The sequence below is a fragment of the Flavobacterium ustbae genome (assembly GCF_003946915.1).
GTDB lineage: Bacteria > Bacteroidota > Bacteroidia > Flavobacteriales > Flavobacteriaceae > Flavobacterium > Flavobacterium ustbae.
On sequence record NZ_RPOC01000010.1, the window covers coordinates 1 to 16,720 of the forward strand.

Here is a 16,720-nt window from a genome sequence, read left to right on the forward strand (position 1 = left end):
GCCTTCTCTTTTGGCCGTTTCGAATCTTCCGACTCTACTGCTCTTATTTCTTTTGTTCTGAAATCTCTTTCAGAACGGCTGTCAATTCAATATGTCTACGAACGTGTCTTTTTTCTGTTTCGCCTGTATCTCAAAGCGGGTGCAAAACTAATGATTCTTTTTGTTTCCTGCAAGAAAAATTTAAAAATTTTTGAAACTTTTTTTTTCGCCTCTCTTTTCTATTTTTCTCAGCAATCTCTCAAGGAACTTTCAGTGTTTTGCGGGGTGCAAATGTAAAAAGCATTTTCAAATCTCGCAAGCTTTTCAGGATCTTTTTTTTTTAGAAAATCGCTTTTCTTTTGATTCAGTGCCTGCCACTATTTTGATGAACGTTTTTCGCTGTTGCGGGTGCAAAAGTAGAACCTTTATTTACATTTACAAGCTTTTATTTTACATTTTTTCCATCTTTTTCTTAACGCGCTCATAACCCATCCTTTACAATTCAACTTTTTCTGCTGAGCTGTGGGGTTTTTCTGCGTTTTTTTCTTTTTTGATGGTTTTCGGCTCTTTTCGCATGTCGTTTTTATTGGTTTTTGACTTTTTTCGAGCCTTTTTTGTTCTTTTTGCAGTATTTGCTTCTTCCGAAAACAGCTGCCCTAGCCCCGATAGCAGCGGAAATCCTTTTGTCTGGTTTCTTTAGCCAGACAAAAGATTGAAGCGGATAGCGGGAAACAGCTCCCTATTAATATTTAAATTCCAAGTTTCAAATTCCAAGTTTCAAATTCCAAGTTTCAAATTCCAAATTCCAAATTCCAAATTCCAAATTCCAAATTCCAAATTCCAAATTCCAAATTCCAAATTCCAAACCCTAAAGGCTTCGCTGAGCTCAGCCAGACAGGACCGTTCTTTTATGCGTGGCGTGAGACGCACTGCGGTGCGTCTCTACGGAAGATTGGGGGTTATGAATAATGCTGCACCTATATAATACAGAAACCCGACAGGTTTGGAAAACTGTCGGGTTTAGTTGTAAATAATTACTCTTATATATATAGTGTAAAACTACCTTAATATATTATTCATTTATCGCATCTATAACTTCTTTTGTGATTTGGATGCTTTTTAGTTTTGCCTGATGATCAAAGATTGGACTTGTTACCATTAATTCGTCGATTCTTGCGTAGTTGATAAACTTTTTAAGATCTGTAACTAACTGTTCCTTGTTTCCTGTAAAGGTTCCAGCGGTCATTTGGTTTACATGAAAACGTTCTGCTTCATTCATGATATCGTCTAATGATGAAACTGGAGGCTGCAATCCTTTGCGATCATTTCTGATTAAGTTTAAAAACATTTGATACAAACTTGTAGAAAGCAATTCTGCTTCTTCATTTGTATCAGCAGCAATTACATTGAGACAAGCCATAGTTTTAGGTTTATCTAAAAATTCAGACGGCTGGAAATTTTCTCTATAAAATTCAAATGCCTGAATCATCAATTTTGGCGCAAAGTGTCCGGCAAATGCATAAGGTAGTCCGTACGCTGCTGCGAGAGCCGCGCTGTCCATACTTGATCCCAAAATCCAGATTGGCACTTTTAAACCTTCGGCTGGAAATGCACGGACTTTTCCTGTGGCATTTTCTACTGAAAAGTATTCCTGAAGCTTGCTCACATTCTGCGGAAATCGCTGTGCTTGCTCAAAAAAGTCTTTTCGAATCGCTTCGGCTGTTGGCTGATCTGTTCCTGGGGCTCTTCCTAATCCTAAATCGATTCGGTTTGGATAAAGTGTTTCAAGTGTTCCGAATTGCTCGGCTACTACTAAAGGTGAATGATTTGGCAGCATGATTCCGCCAGAACCTACTCGGATGTTTTGTGTTTGACTTGCTATATAACCAATTAAAACTACCGTTGCTGTACTGGCAACGTGTGCCATATTGTGGTGTTCTGCGAGCCACATTCTTTTGTACCCGATTTTGTCGGCAAGTTGGGCTATTTCTTTTGTTTTTTGAAATGTTTCTGTTGCGTTGCTATCTTGGGTGATAATCGCAAGCTCTAATATTGAGACTGAAATTGGGTTTTTCATATATAAATAAGGCTAAAATGCAAAATTAAGTCATTTATGTGAATGCCTCTTATTTCTAATGTTAATAGAATTATAATGTTTGTAGATACAAATGTCTTTATCTTAATTGAAGTATAATCAAATCGTGGTTTGTTTTGCCGTTGTGTTTTATTTTGGCATCTTTATCTGTTTCTACTTCAAATTTTGACGAATTTTCTACATTTAATGAAATATCACGATTTCTAAAACTTTTAGGAATTTCTGGAAGCTGAATCGTTACCGTTACTTCTTTATCTTTCTGAACGAAATCAACTTTAATCCTATCTCTCAGCCAAATGTATTCGTAGACTTCCTGCCATGGCGCCATCCAAATTGAATCGTTTCCATTTGCTCCATATTTATTGGCAAGTTTTGTCATATAATATTTAAAATCAGGAAAACGCATACTAAGATTCCAAAGATTAGTATTTCCAGTTCCGTGTGTGAATTCGTTAAACCAAACTGCATCTTTTTGTTTTACAATAGAATCTATCATTTTTAAATATTTATCCATTGTTTTAAAACTTGTTGTATCTTTTGAACTCTGCACAAAAGTTCTGGCAGAAATCAATTTATCTAAATCAACTTTTTCATTGACTTTATAAACTGGCCCTTTTCCATAGTATGAAGCCACCGAAAAATGACCGTTTTGAAGTGCCTCTTTTTCGTACTCTAAATAATATTTTTCATCACCTTCTCCGCCTGGAACTACAAAATGTGACATTGTGAAGTTCAGATTTTCTTTTATCGATTTTGTATTATCTGTTACTTCTGTCAAATAATTGGTGCCGTGTTTTGTGGCGTGATGAAAACTGTGATTGAGAATATCCCAACCTGCATTGTACATTTCACGAACTTCACCCCAAGAAAGATGTCCACGATTAGGCAAATTATTTAAAGATGCTCCGTTTATGGCTAATGCTAATTTGAACGGAATTTTATTCCCCAATCCGTCTGTATAAAAAAGACCTTTTGAAGTTGTTCCGTCCCCACCCTGATCTATTTTCCATCCATTTTTATTTGAAGCACTAATTTTTCCTCCATTTAATAATGGAAATGCTGTCAAATAAGCCGATCTGTAACCATCGTCAAGCGTAAAACTATAAGCAAAATGTTTGTTGTATTTTAATGGAGAGATGGAAATTTTTACTTTATCAGCCGATTTCAATTTTATTTTGAATGAAATAGTTTTCCTTTTTGAAGAATCTTTTTCAATTATTCCGTTTGAATAACCATTGAAACTGCTAAAAATTATAGCAGTTAATATAAGGAGAATTTGTTTTGACATAAATTTTTAGTGGTTCATTTTTCGAACTAAAAGTACATTTCTTTTTGAAGATAATATTTTAAAACTGATTATACTCTTAAAAATAATTTCGACCGAATTAAAAAAGCGAACTGGTTTTACACCTAAATTTGTACATCAAATATCAAAATTTGATTTAGCATAACTGCAAATGATACACAAAATTTTAATTATAGACGACGAAGAAAAACTGAGAAGTCTTTTAGTACGTATTGTAAAATCGGAAGGTTTCGAAGTTTTTGAAGCCAAAGATTTAAAATCGGGTTTTAAAAAACTAGAACAAAATGACATTGAAGTGGTTTTGTGTGATGTAAAACTGCCTGACGGAAACGGTGTCGATTTTGTACAAAATATAAAAGGTAGTTTTCCTTTAACAGAAGTTATTCTCCTAACCGCTTTCGGAAATATTCCCGACGGTGTTCAGGCGATGAAAAACGGCGCTTTCGATTATATTGTAAAAGGCGATGATAATGACAAGATTATTCCACTTTTGTACAAAGCGGTTGAAAAAGTGCAATTGCAAAAAAAAGTGCAGCAACTCGAAAAACGTATTGGCGATAAATATTCGTTTACTACAATTATAGGTAAATCAAAAGGAATTGAGCAAGTAATCGATCTGGCACAAAAAGTAGCTAAAACTGATTCGACTGTTTTATTAACGGGAGAAACAGGAACTGGAAAAGAGGTTTTTGCTCAGGCGATTCATGAAAATAGCAATCGTGTCGGAAAATCTTTTGTGGCTTTAAATTGCAGTACTTTTAGCAAGGAAATTTTGGAAAGTGAACTTTTCGGGCACAAACAAGGTGCTTTTACTGGAGCTTTAAAAGATAAAAAAGGTTTTATTGAAGAAGCAAACGGCGGTACTTTATTTCTGGATGAAATTGGTGAAATGCCGATTGATCTTCAAGCAAAATTATTACGTGTTCTGGAAACCAATGAATATATTCCAGTTGGCGATACGACTTCAAAAAAATCTAATTTCAGGTTAATTGCCGCCACAAATCGTGATTTAAAAGAAGAAAGCGATGCACACCGTTTTCGTTCTGATTTGTATTTCCGTTTGAATATTTTCGAAATCAAACTTCCTTCGCTTCGTGAAAGAATAAAAGATATTCCGCTTTTGGTTAATTTTTTTGTGAAACAGTTTTCTGAAAAAACAAATAAAAAGATGTTATCGGTTTCGGATGATTTTGTTCAGAAATTAGAAAATTATTCATGGCCGGGAAATATCCGTGAACTTAAAAATATTATCGAAAGATCGGTTATTTTAAGTAACAGTGACATTTTGACTTCTGATGTTCTTCCGTATGAAATGCAGCATCAACAGGAAAAAAACAACAAATCGATGTCGGCTTTTTCTATGCAGAGTATTGAAAAACTGCATATTCAGAAAGTTTTAAATTATACGAAAGGTAATAAAGCAGAAACGGCTAGACTTCTTGAAATTGGAATTGCGACTTTGTATAGAAAAATTGAGGAATATAATTTATAGCGTTCCTGCAAGGTTTCCAAAACCTTGTAGGTTTGATTATAAGTTTAGACCTCATCACAAATACCTACAAGGTTTTGGAAACCTTGTACGAGCCACCTACACTAAAATCATATCATTTCAATAAAAGCTTATCATTTTGATAGGCTTTTTTTATGCCGAAATTTTGGCACGAAACAATAACCTTTTATTTTACAATGCTTTACACATTACTCATCATTTTCGGAATATAATTTGGCATAAGGCGGGAAAGAACATTTAAAATCATTTCTCATGAAAAATAAAGTAAATACCATCTACAAACAAGCCGAACGGTTTGCTGAGATTACCAAAAAATCGATTATTAGCGGTAATATCGTTCGGGCAAAAAAATGTTTAGCACTTGCTGAACGGCTATTCATTAGCGGAAGCTTAGAAACCAAAAATGCAATTTCAAACGTCTATGTTTTCTCCGTTTCTTCTTTTATGGAAATGCGCCACTGCAATATTTCGCATCTTTTTCCGCAAACTCTAAAAGCAGAATACATAAAACAGGTTAATGCTTCAGGAGTTTAAAAAAGTTTAATCGCTAAACTGGTTAATTGGTTAATCGTCAAAAAGCACAATCTAAAATCTTAAATCTAAAATTATCATGGTCACATTTCTTTTGCTTGGGCTTGCAGTTTTACTCTTTGCTATCTGTTTCTTATCTGTCGAATTTTTTGAAAAAATCTAAATCATGACTGCACTATTTATTATTTCCATCGCCGTTTTCCTGTATTTGGTTTATGTACTAATCAAACCTGAAAAATTTTAATTGTGTGAAATGTCAAAAGCGAAATGTTAGATGACTTCATTTCTCAAATCACATCTCGCTTTTTACAATTCACATCTCACATCTTACAAAATATAAAATTATGAACACAGAATTACTAGGTGTCATCGGAATTTTTATCCTGACCATTGTTTTAGCAATTCCATTTGGGAAATATATTGCTAAAGTTTTTACGGGAGACAAAACACTTCTTGACCCGATTTTCAACCCGCTTGAAAAATTTATTTTTAAAATCAGCGGCATCAATCCAGCTGAAGAAATGAACTGGAAACAGCATCTTAAAGCACTTTTAAGCATTAATATGGTTTGGTTTTTTCTTTGCTTTTTTGTGCTGATGTTTCAAGGTTCGTTATTCTTAAATCCGGATAATAATCCTAATATGTCGCCAGATTTGGCTTTTAATACTGCCATTTCATTTTTAGTGAATTGTGATTTACAGCATTATTCCGGCGAAAGCGGTGTTTCTTATTTGTCGCAAATGGTTTTAATGTTTCTGCAGTTTGTTTCTGCCGGAGTCGGAATCGCAGCCGCGGCAATGGTTTTTACCGCTATGCGCGAAAAAACCACAGAAAAACTGGGGAATTTTTATAACTATTTCGTAAAAAGCTGTACCCGTATATTATTACCGCTTTCTGCAATTGTAGCAATTGTTTTGGTTTTCAGCGGAACGCCTATGACTTTTGAAGGAAAAGATGCGATTACCTCTTTACAAGGCGACCAGGTAGAAGTTTCACGCGGACCTGCCGCGGCTTTCATTGGAATTAAACATATTGGTACAAACGGCGGTGGATTCTTCGGAGCCAACTCTGCGCATCCTTTAGAAAATCCGACTTATTTCACCAATGCGGTTGAACTTTGGGCACAACTTATTGTTCCGTTTGCAATGATTTTCGCACTTGGATTTTTCTTGAACAAAAGAAAATTCTCTTACATCGTTTTTGGTGTAATGACAATTGGTTTTTTACTTCTCGTAATTCCAACAATTTCAAGCGAATTAAATGGAAATCCTGCCATCGAAAAAATGGGAATTGCTCAGACAACCGGAGCAATGGAAGGAAAAGAAGTCCGATTTGGCCCTGCTATTTCAGGATTTTGGAGTATTGCTACAACGGTAATTTCAACAGGTTCTGTAAACAGCATGCACGATAGTTCGATGCCTATCTCTGGAGCTATGCAGTTATTAGCTATGATGGTCAATGCCTTTTATGGCGGATGTGGTGTGGGGTACCTCAACTTTTACATCTTTATTATTTTGGCTGTATTTATTTCAGGTTTAATGGTTGGTCGAACTCCTGAATTTTTAGGAAAGAAAATTGAAGCTCGGGAAGTTAAAATTGCTGCTTTTATCGCTATTCTTCATCCGTTATTGATTTTATCAGGAACTGCTCTAGCATCTTATCTTGCTGCAAACGATACTGCAATGGGGTATTGGTTTAGCGGAAATGCAACTGGCTGGCTGAACAATCCGGGAAATCACGGTTTCTCTGAAATGTTATATGAATATACTTCGAGCGCCGCCAACAACGGTTCTGGGTTTGAAGGTTTAGGTGATAATAATCCGTTTTGGAATATCTCTACAGGAATTGTTTTATTGTTAGCTCGTTTCATTCCAATTATTGGGCCTTTGGCAATCGCAGGTTTATTGGCCAATAAAAAATACATTCCGGAAAGTGCAGGAACTTTAAAAACGGATACTTCAATTTTCGGAATCATGATTTTTGCTGTTATTGCGATTATTGCTGCACTTTCCTTCTTTCCTGCTTTGGCGCTTGGGCCATTGGCTGAATATTTTACTCTTTAATAATGCTGATATTTTTTAAACACATAGAAACATAGGAATTCAATATCCAAAAAAAGGAATTAGAAAAAACTAGTTTTCACACATAGCCCCGAGACTTCGGGATGAATATAAACATTCACGAAATGTTTTTCAAACATAACCCACGGTTTCAACCGTGGGGACACAGATTGAGAAAATACATTGCGTACCCACGGTTGAAACCGTGGGCTATGTTTAACATCAAAATCAATAAAAAAATCTATGTCTATGTGTTTAAAATCAACTCATAACATTTAACAAATAACATTTAACTTTTTACAAGAAAATGACAACTAATAAATCCACATCATTGTTTGAAAGTCAGCAGGTAAAAGAGGCTTTATGGCAATCTTTTGTGAAGCTGAATCCAAAAATGATGATTAAAAATCCGGTAATGTTTACAGTAGAAATCGGAACTGCAATTATGTTTGTGGTTTGCATTTCGATCTTAATGGGTGCCAACGATCAGGGAAGTTTTATTTACAACTTAATTATATTCTTAATATTACTGGCTACACTTTTGTTCGCCAATTTCGCCGAAGCTATTGCCGAAGCCCGCGGAAAAGCACAAGCCGACAGCTTAAGAAAAACCCGTGAAGAAACGCCTGCAAAATTAGAAAACGGACAAACGATCTCGTCGTCACAATTAAAAAAAGGAGACATTTTTGTCTGCGTTGCTGGAGATGTTATTGCAACTGATGGTGAAATTATTGAAGGTTTAGCAACTATCGACGAAAGCGCCATTACAGGAGAAAGTGCTCCAGTTATTAGAGAAGCTGGCGGAGATAAATCTTCTGTTACGGGCGGAACAAAAGTTTTGTCTGATAAAATCAAAGTACAGGTAACTTCTGAACCTGGTGAAAGTTTCTTAGACAAAATGATTGCTTTGGTTGAAGGTGCGAGCCGTCAGAAAACACCAAACGAAATTGCTCTGACTATTTTATTTGCTGCTTTTACATTGATCTTCGTGATTGTCTGCGTGACTTTAAAACCTTTTGCAGATTATGCCAATGCGCCAATTACCATTGCAGCTTTTATTGCTTTATTTGTTTGCTTAATTCCAACCACAATTGGAGGTTTGCTTTCTGCGATTGGGATTGCGGGAATGGACAGAGCGTTGCGCGCCAACGTAATTACCAAATCAGGAAAAGCGGTTGAAACTGCTGGAGATATTGACGTTTTGCTTTTGGATAAAACGGGAACAATCACCATTGGAAACCGAAAAGCAACTAATTTTTACCCAACCAAAGGAATCGCTTTTGAAGATTTTGTGAAATCTGCCGTTTTGAGTTCGCTTGCTGATGATACTCCTGAAGGGAAAAGTATTTTGGAATTGAGTGAAATGTTAGAGGTAAAAAATGAAAGCAAACCAAGTGTTTTACAAAATACTTCTGAAATCTCACAAACTATAAAATTTACTGCCGAAACCAGAACATCTGGCGTTATTTTAAAAGACGGAACTAATATTCGAAAAGGTGCGCAAGATGTTGCTAAAAAAATCGCAGAACGAGCTGGAAATGCTTTTCCTGAAGATACTGCACAACAAGTGATCACTATTTCTTCTAACGGAGGAACGCCTTTGGTTGTCCTAAAAAACAATCAGGTTCAAGGTGTTATCGAATTACAGGATATTATCAAAACTGGAATGAAAGAACGTTTTGAGCGCTTACGCCGAATGGGAATCAAAACGGTTATGGTTACGGGTGATAATCCGCTGACGGCAAAATTTATTGCTGAAAAAGCAGGTGTTGATGATTTTATTGCTGAAGCAAAACCTGAGGATAAAATGAATTATATCCGAAAAGAACAGGAAGAAGGTCGTCTCGTTGCTATGATGGGTGACGGAACAAACGATGCTCCTGCCCTTGCCCAAGCCAACGTTGGTGTTGCGATGAACAGTGGAACGCAAGCTGCAAAAGAAGCTGGAAATATGGTCGACTTAGATAACGATCCAACAAAATTGATCGAAATTGTAGAAATCGGAAAACAGCTTTTAATGACACGAGGAACGTTGACTACTTTCTCTATTGCGAATGACGTTGCGAAATATTTTGCGATTGTTCCGGCACTTTTTATTACCGCGATTCCAGCCTTGCAAGGTTTAAATATTATGCATTTGCATAGTCCTGAAAGTGCGATTTTATCTGCTGTAATTTTTAATGCGATTATTATTCCGATCTTAATTCCGCTTGCGCTGAAAGGTGTTGAATACCGCCCGATTGGAGCGAGTGCGATTCTGAAACGTAATCTTTTGATTTATGGTTTAGGTGGGTTGATTGTGCCTTTTATTGGGATAAAAATAATTGATTTAGCGGTTGCTCTATTTATGTAAGCTCCTAAGGTTCTAAGTCGCTAAGGTTCTAAGTTTTTTTCTTATCGATTTAGTCTTTTATTCAAATTAAAAAATCAAAATAATAAATTTCTAAGGTGGTTAAGAAAGCTCAGAAACTTAGAATCTTAGCACCTTAGAACGTTAAAAATAAAAAAAATGAAAAATATATTTTCTATACTAAAACTTACCGCAGTGACTTTGGTTTTGTTTGCGGTTATTTATCCTTTATCGATTTATGGAGTGGCTCAATTGGCTCCGAATCAAGGAAAAGGCGAAACACTTTCGGTTAACGAAAAAGTGATTGGTTATCAAAAAATCGGACAGAAGTTCGACAAATCGAATTATTTCTGGGGAAGACCTTCGGCTGTGGATTATAATGCTGCGGGAAGTGCAGGAAGTAACAAAGGTCCAAGCAATGCCGAATATCTGGCTTTGGTTCAAAAACGAATTGATACTTTATTATTGGTTCATCCGTATTTGAAAAAAGCGGACATTCCATCAGATATGGTTACGGCTTCAGGAAGCGGATTGGATCCAAATGTTTCTCCACAAGGTGCTTTGATTCAGGTAAAACGAATTGCTAAAGAAAGAAAATTGGATGAAGCTAAAGTCAAAGCTTTGGTAGAATCTAAAATTAATACGGCTGTTGTTGGCCCAGAAAGTGTGAATGTTTTGGAATTGAATATTGCCCTTGATGGATTGAAATAATAAGATTTTAAACCTGACAGGTTTTTTAAAACCTGTCGGGTTTGACAAAACTATTCAGCGATTTTGTGCGATTTCTCCTTTCAGTCGAAATGACAAACAGAAACTTTAAAACTAATACCTACAAGGTTTTGTCCCGAAGTCTCGGGATTGCAGGAAAGAAAACGCCTTTTTACCCCAAATCTCCTAGCCCCGATAGAAGCGAAAATTCTTTTTCTGGCTTCTTTAGCCAGGAAAAGATTGTAGCGGATAGCGGGATTAGCTCCTAAAAAATCTACTACTAATTTAATTACCCTAAATCGGTTTAAATACCACAAATACAAATGAAAAAAATAATACTTACCGCTTTAATCGCTTTTGGTTTTAGCAATTTACATGCACAAGAAGAGCCTAAAAGTCCGTTTACTTTTTCGGGATATGTTGATGTTTATTACAGTTATGATTTCGGAAAACCTGAAGATCATACGCGCCCAGGATTTTTTTACAGTTATAATAAAAGTAATGAAGTGAACCTGAATATGGGAATGGCAAAAGTGAATTATTCTAAAGAAAATATCCGAGGGAATTTTGCTCTTATGGCGGGAACTTACGCGCAATATAACATGTCGGCTGAACAGGATTTACTGCAAAATGTGTATGAAGCCAATGTTGGTGTGAAAATTTCCCGAAACCATAATTTATGGATTGATGCTGGAATTATGCCTTCGCACATTGGTTTTGAAAGCGCGATCGGGAAAGACTGCCAGAATCTAACGAGAAGCATTCTGGCTGAAAATTCTCCGTATTATGAAGCGGGAGTTAAAATTGGCTATACGTCTGAATCCGGAAAATGGTATTTGGCAGGAATGTATTTAAACGGCTGGCAGAGAATCCAGAAAATTGAAGGAAATCAAACTCCGGCTTTTGGAACGCAAGTTACGTATAAACCTTCGGACAATGTGACTTTAAACTGGAGTACGTATGCAGGAAACGAACAGCCTGATATCGACAAAAAATGGCGTTATTTTAATAATTTCTACGGACAGTTTAAAGTGTCTGAGAAAACAAATATAACAGCTGGTTTTGATGTGGGTTCGCAACAATCGGTAAAAGGAAGTGAGAAATATGATGTTTGGTTTTCGCCAGTTTTGATTCTGCAATACAAACCGACAGATAAGATTCAGCTTGCGGCGCGTGGTGAATATTACAGTGACGAAAAAGGTGTAATTATCGCAACAGAAACTCCAAACGGTTTTAAAACTTACGGATTTTCGGCTAACTTTGATTACTTAGTTACTGATAATGTTATGTTTAGAATTGAAGCGAGAAATTTGTCAAGCAAAGATGAAATTTTCACAAAAAACAATCTCCCAACGGATACAAATACGTTTGTAACGACTTCGTTGGCTATTAGTTTTTAAAAAATTATTTCACGCAGATTCCACAGATTTTAGCAGATTTAGTTTGATTTTTATTTAATAATCTGCGTTATCTGCTTAAATCTTTTTAAATCTGCGTGAAAAAAACTCTACGTCCTGGACTTTGCGAGATTTTTTCTCCCGCAGATTTGGCAGATTTAGCTGATTTTAAAATAAATCTTAGTGTCTTAGCGCCTTCGTGGCAAAAACCTATGAAAGAGGAAAAAGAAAATAATGCACAGCACTTTCTGGATTTGATTCAGAAATCACGGAAAGGAAAATTTAAAATCTACATCGGGATGAGTGCCGGTGTGGGTAAGACTTTCCGTATGCTTCAGGAAGCGCATTCGTTGTTGCGAAACGGAATCGATGTGAAAATCGGTTATATCGAAACGCATAATCGGAAAGAAACACATGAATTATTAACTGGTTTGCCTCTTATTCCGAGGCGAACCATTTTTTATAAAGGTAAACAACTCGAAGAACTCGATGTTCAGGCAATTATAAATTTACGTCCAGAAGTTGTGATTGTAGACGAATTGGCGCATACCAACGTCGAGGGAAGCAAAAACGAAAAACGCTGGCAGGATGTTCTGGAAATTCTCGAAGCGGGAATTAACGTCATTTCGGCGGTTAATATTCAGCATATTGAAAGTCTAAACGAAGACGTAAAACGCATTACAGGAATTGATGTTCAGGAGAGAATTCCAGATAATGTTTTGCGTCTGGCAGATGAAGTCGTAAACATCGACTTGACTTCTGAAGATTTGATTGCGCGTTTGAAAGAAGGAAAAATTTACACGCCAGATAAAATTCAAACCGCTTTGGCAAACTTCTTTAAATCGGAACAGATTCTGCAATTGCGCGAATTGGCTTTAAAGGAAGTAGCGAGTCAGGTCGTTCGGAAGGTCGAAAATGAAGTTCCGAATCTGCATGCTTTACGACATGAAAAATTATTGGCTTGTATTAGCAGTAATGATAAAACAGCCAAAATTGTGATTCGAAAAGCGGCGCGTCTGGCGAGTTATTACAACGGAATCTGGTATGTTTTATACGTTGAAACTCCAAAAGAAAGCACTACAAGAATTGCTCTCGATAAACAACGGCATTTAATTAATAACTTTAAACTCGCTGTGCAACTCGGCGCCGAAGTTATAAAAGTAGAAAATGAAAATATTACCAATGCGATTTTAAAAACCGTCGAAGAAAAACAAATCACAACTGTCTGCATCGGAAAACCGCATTTGAATTTATTTAAAGTAATTTTGTCTACAACAATTTTCAGACGCTTGCTAAATAAACTGTCTTTATCAAACGTCGATCTTGTTATTTTGTCTTAAAGGTTAAACCATATAAGTCATATAAGAAAATGTAAGCGGATTGTGTTTAAAGTTTAAAAAGCTTATCCGTACAACCTTTTAAATGAACTTATATTACTTATATGGTGAAAAAAATATTTTTATGAGAATTAAAACCAAATTGAATCTGGGTGTCGGATTGTTATTTTTGATGATAATCATCCTTTCGCTGGTGAGCGCTTATTCTGTTTTTTTGATTAAACAGGATACGGAAAATATTCTGAAATCAAATTACAATACGTTGGAATATTCGCGAAATATGATTTTTGCTTTGGATGGAATGAAATCAGATTCGAAAGAAACGATTCGAAATTTTGAGGAAAATCTTCAAAAGCAAACTCGAAATATTACCGAGCCAGGCGAAAAACAGGCAACAGAAAAACTGATGGCTAGTTTTGCTCTTTTAGAAAAGAATAATTCGGACGAAAATCTAAAAGCGCAGATTCGTCAGGATATTTTTGCGATCATGAAACTGAATCTTGATGCCATTAAACAGAAAAGTGACATTGCGAAACAATCGGCTGAAACGGCTAATTTATCTATTGCTATCGTTGGAACTTTATGCTTTTTGATCGCTTTTAATTTATTAGTTAATCTTCCAAACAATATTGCCAATCCGATTAAGGAACTGACTTTTAGTATTAAAGAAATTGCGAATAAAAATTATTCGGAGCGTGTGCATTTTACAAGCCACAGCGAGTTTGGAGATCTGGCCAAATCGTTTAATACGATGGCGCAGAAACTCGAAGAATATCACGATAGTAATGTATATAAACTTCTTTTTGAGAAAAAACGTCTGGAAACGCTTATCAATAACATGAATGATCCAATTATTGGTCTGGATCATGACGGAATTGTTTTGTTTGCTAATGATGAAGCGCTGAAAATTATTGGGCTAAAATCGGAAGATGCAATTGGAAAATCGGCTTCGGAATTAGCTAATACAAATGATTTAATTCGTTCTTTGATTTTAAAAGATACTGATGGGAATTCGAAGAAACAACCTTTAAAAATCTTTGCAAATTCCAAAGAAAGTTATTTCGAAAAAGAAATCCTCAACATCACGATAACACCAACAGGCGAAGAAAAAGAAATCAATATTGGCGATGTAATTATTCTGCGAAATATTACGCTTTTTAAAGAATTGGATTTTGCTAAAACTAATTTTATTGCCACCGTTTCACACGAATTAAAAACGCCGATTGCTTCTATAAAACTGAGTTTGCAATTGCTTGAAAATGATAAAACTGGAGAAATGAACGAAGACCAAAAACAATTGGTAGAAAGTATAAAAGATGATAGTCAAAGGTTATTAAAAATTACGGGCGAATTACTCAATTTATCACAACTGGAAACCGGAAATATTCAATTAAATATTGAAAAAAGCAATCCGTACCAAATTGCAAATTATGCCGTTGAAGCAGTAAAAGTTCAGGCAGACCAAAAGCAGATTCAATTGATTATTGATGCCGACGAAAACCTAAAAGATGTAAAAGCCGACAGCGAAAAAACAGGCTGGGTTTTGATTAATTATTTATCGAATGCGATTCGGTATTCATCAGAAAAAAGTACGATTCTTATCAAACTAAAAGAAGAAAATAATCAAATCGTTTTTCAGGTAATCGACACCGGAAAAGGAATTGATACGAGATATAAGGAGAAAGTTTTTGATAAATATTTCCAGATTCCGGGAAGTCCAAAAACAGGAACGGGATTGGGTCTGGCGATTAGCAAAGAATTTATTGAAGCCCAAAACGGAACGGTTGGCGTTGAAAGTAATTTAGGATTGGGGAGTACGTTTTGGTTTGCATTAAAGGTTTAGATTTTTTCCGCCACAAATTCACGAATTTTGATTTTAAATAATTCGTGAATTTGTGGCGGAAAAAAATCATTTTAATTATAGATTCATCTCCATAATCGGCATAAATCTGTTTTTGATTGACGTTTCAAATTCGCCCACTTTTTTAAATCCTAATTTCTGGTAAAACTGTTCTGCATTTGGTTCAGAATCAAGAATGATTTTTTGGCATTTTTCATTTCGCATTCTTTGTAGAAAATCATTCATTAATAAAGTCCCGAATCCTTTTCCGATGTATTCTGGCAAAAGAAATAAATTGTCCAATTTTACCTGATTATTTTCTTCTTTTAAATAAGAGTAATAACCGATGATTTGTTTTTCTTCGACTAAATTAAAAACAGGATTTTTTTGAATATAAGCTGAAGTAATTGTTAGATGTTTATCCCAAGCCAAAATTTGTTCTTTCGAATATCCCCAAAAGGCTTTTGATTTTTTGGTGATTTCGGTTAAGATTATGTGGTCTTCTGGTTTGGCTTTTTGGATGTTCATTTAAAAGATGCTTTTTAAAAGAGCCATCGGCTCGAATCATTTTGTAGGACCGGATTTTAATCCGGTCAAGATCGATACGCAGAGAATTCGGAGAACCATAGGTTCGACACATATAAAAACGTCAAATATGTATCGTTCCTACGGAACTTTTAAATTGACCGTCCAATTTTCAACGGATTAAAATCCGTTGCTACAATATCAATCATTCCTACGGAATTTTAAAAATTGAAATTGTCATTGCAATTGATATTGCTTTTTATGCATTCGAAGTATTATTCTTAATTTCCCTAACTTCACGTTTCAATTCCAAAAGCAAGTCTTTCATTGCTCCAGTTTCTGTTATTTCCTGTTTTTTATCCGAACGGCCGATGTTGCATTCGTATTCCCAAATCTCCAAAATATCAGAAGCTTTCACTTCATAATTCGGATAAAAACTATTATCGGATTCGAGAACCAAAGCGTTCTTTTTGTTTTTATTGAGACGTTTGTAGACCATTCCTTCGTTTTTAGTAATCAGGATATAGGTTTTCCCATCCATCACTTCGCCTAATTTTTCTACGTAACGTCCAATAATAATCGACCCATCTTCATGCGGTGGCATTGAATCACCTTCAACGGGAAATCCGCGGTGTTTTCCTGGTCCTAAAAATGGAAGCGTAATCTGCTGTAAACTTTCAATATATTCCGGATCGGCATATCCGTTTAGATAACCCGCTTTTGCTTTTTGAGATACGATTTCGATAAAATTTTCTCCAAAACTATCCACTTGTATGGGCAAAATAAGTCGGTTGCCTTCTAGTTTTATCAAATTTTGCACGTCAATTTTACGTATATCGACCGATAATATCAAGTCAATACTCATATGAAAATATAATGCAATCTTCTTTAGAATATCATACGGAGCTTCCGAAGTTCCATCTTCGTATTTCACGTATCTTCCTCTGGTAATGCTAAGGTTTTCAGCTAATTTCTCCTGTGATATTTTATGCTTAACCCTTAACGCTCTGATGTTGTCTGAAAATAAGGACATAATAAATTTGTTATAATTTGGAACAGCAAATATACAAAAAATGTTATTA

Annotated in this window: 14 protein-coding genes; 10 read left to right on the plus strand and 4 right to left on the minus strand. The window is 35.5% G+C overall.

What is annotated here, in order from left to right; translation table 11 throughout:
- A partial coding sequence (locus tag EG814_RS21095) for a hypothetical protein (protein WP_206430312.1) occupies positions 1–276 on the plus strand: 276 nt, incomplete at its 5' end.
- Positions 277–1,051: 775 nt separating this feature from the next.
- On the opposite strand, the gene EG814_RS13450 is transcribed toward EG814_RS21095, so the two are convergent.
- Together EG814_RS13450 and EG814_RS13455 are read right to left on the minus strand one after the other, a co-directional pair.
- Positions 1,052–2,056 (minus strand): LLM class flavin-dependent oxidoreductase, encoded by a 1,005-nt coding sequence (locus tag EG814_RS13450; RefSeq protein WP_125722432.1) that lies wholly within the window; start codon positions 2,054–2,056, stop codon positions 1,052–1,054.
- A gap of 97 nt (positions 2,057–2,153) precedes the next feature.
- A complete protein-coding gene (locus EG814_RS13455; RefSeq protein WP_125722433.1) occupies positions 2,154–3,362 on the minus strand; it encodes a polysaccharide deacetylase family protein in 1,209 nt (402 codons plus the stop codon).
- Between the two features lie 169 nt (positions 3,363–3,531).
- On the opposite strand from EG814_RS13455, the gene EG814_RS13460 reads away from it, so the two are divergent.
- The 9 genes from EG814_RS13460 (at position 3,532) to EG814_RS13500 (ending at position 15,116) form a co-directional block, all read left to right on the plus strand.
- A complete protein-coding gene (locus EG814_RS13460; RefSeq protein ID WP_164515327.1) occupies positions 3,532–4,872 on the plus strand; it encodes a sigma-54-dependent transcriptional regulator in 1,341 nt (446 codons plus the stop codon).
- 270 nt (positions 4,873–5,142) lie between these two features.
- Positions 5,143–5,424 carry a DUF7674 family protein gene (locus EG814_RS13465; protein ID WP_125722434.1) on the plus strand — a complete coding sequence of 94 codons (282 nt, stop codon included), beginning with the start codon at positions 5,143–5,145 and terminating at the stop codon, positions 5,422–5,424.
- A gap of 163 nt (positions 5,425–5,587) precedes the next feature.
- Positions 5,588–5,665, plus strand: coding sequence for a K(+)-transporting ATPase subunit F (kdpF, locus tag EG814_RS13470; protein ID WP_125722563.1), 78 nt, complete (start codon positions 5,588–5,590; stop codon positions 5,663–5,665).
- Between the two features lie 100 nt (positions 5,666–5,765).
- Positions 5,766–7,484, plus strand: coding sequence for a potassium-transporting ATPase subunit KdpA (gene kdpA, locus EG814_RS13475; RefSeq protein WP_125722435.1), 1,719 nt, complete (start codon positions 5,766–5,768; stop codon positions 7,482–7,484).
- Between the two features lie 304 nt (positions 7,485–7,788).
- Entirely contained in the window at positions 7,789–9,834 is a 2,046-nt protein-coding gene (gene kdpB / locus EG814_RS13480) for a potassium-transporting ATPase subunit KdpB (protein WP_125722436.1), read from the plus strand.
- 156 nt (positions 9,835–9,990) lie between these two features.
- Positions 9,991–10,542: a K(+)-transporting ATPase subunit C gene (locus EG814_RS13485; RefSeq protein WP_125722437.1), complete on the plus strand. Its 552-nt coding sequence runs from the start codon at positions 9,991–9,993 to the stop codon at positions 10,540–10,542.
- Between the two features lie 320 nt (positions 10,543–10,862).
- Positions 10,863–11,939 carry a porin gene (locus tag EG814_RS13490; RefSeq protein ID WP_125722438.1) on the plus strand — a complete coding sequence of 359 codons (1,077 nt, stop codon included), beginning with the start codon at positions 10,863–10,865 and terminating at the stop codon, positions 11,937–11,939.
- Positions 11,940–12,148: 209 nt separating this feature from the next.
- Positions 12,149–13,276, plus strand: coding sequence for a sensor protein KdpD (locus tag EG814_RS13495; RefSeq protein WP_125722564.1), 1,128 nt, complete (start codon positions 12,149–12,151; stop codon positions 13,274–13,276).
- A 121-nt stretch (positions 13,277–13,397) separates the two neighbouring features.
- Positions 13,398–15,116, plus strand: a complete 1,719-nt coding sequence (locus EG814_RS13500) for a sensor histidine kinase (RefSeq protein ID WP_125722439.1) — start codon at positions 13,398–13,400, stop codon at positions 15,114–15,116.
- A gap of 75 nt (positions 15,117–15,191) precedes the next feature.
- Here EG814_RS13500 and EG814_RS13505 read toward each other — a convergent pair whose 3' ends face one another.
- On the minus strand, positions 15,192–15,641 hold the full coding sequence (locus tag EG814_RS13505) for a GNAT family N-acetyltransferase (RefSeq protein WP_125722440.1): 450 nt from the start codon (positions 15,639–15,641) through the stop codon (positions 15,192–15,194).
- A gap of 256 nt (positions 15,642–15,897) precedes the next feature.
- The gene (locus EG814_RS13510) at positions 15,898–16,671 is read right to left on the minus strand and encodes an XRE family transcriptional regulator (RefSeq protein WP_125722441.1); all 774 of its coding nucleotides are present in this window, start codon (positions 16,669–16,671) and stop codon (positions 15,898–15,900) included.
- Positions 16,672–16,720 lie beyond the last annotated feature (49 nt).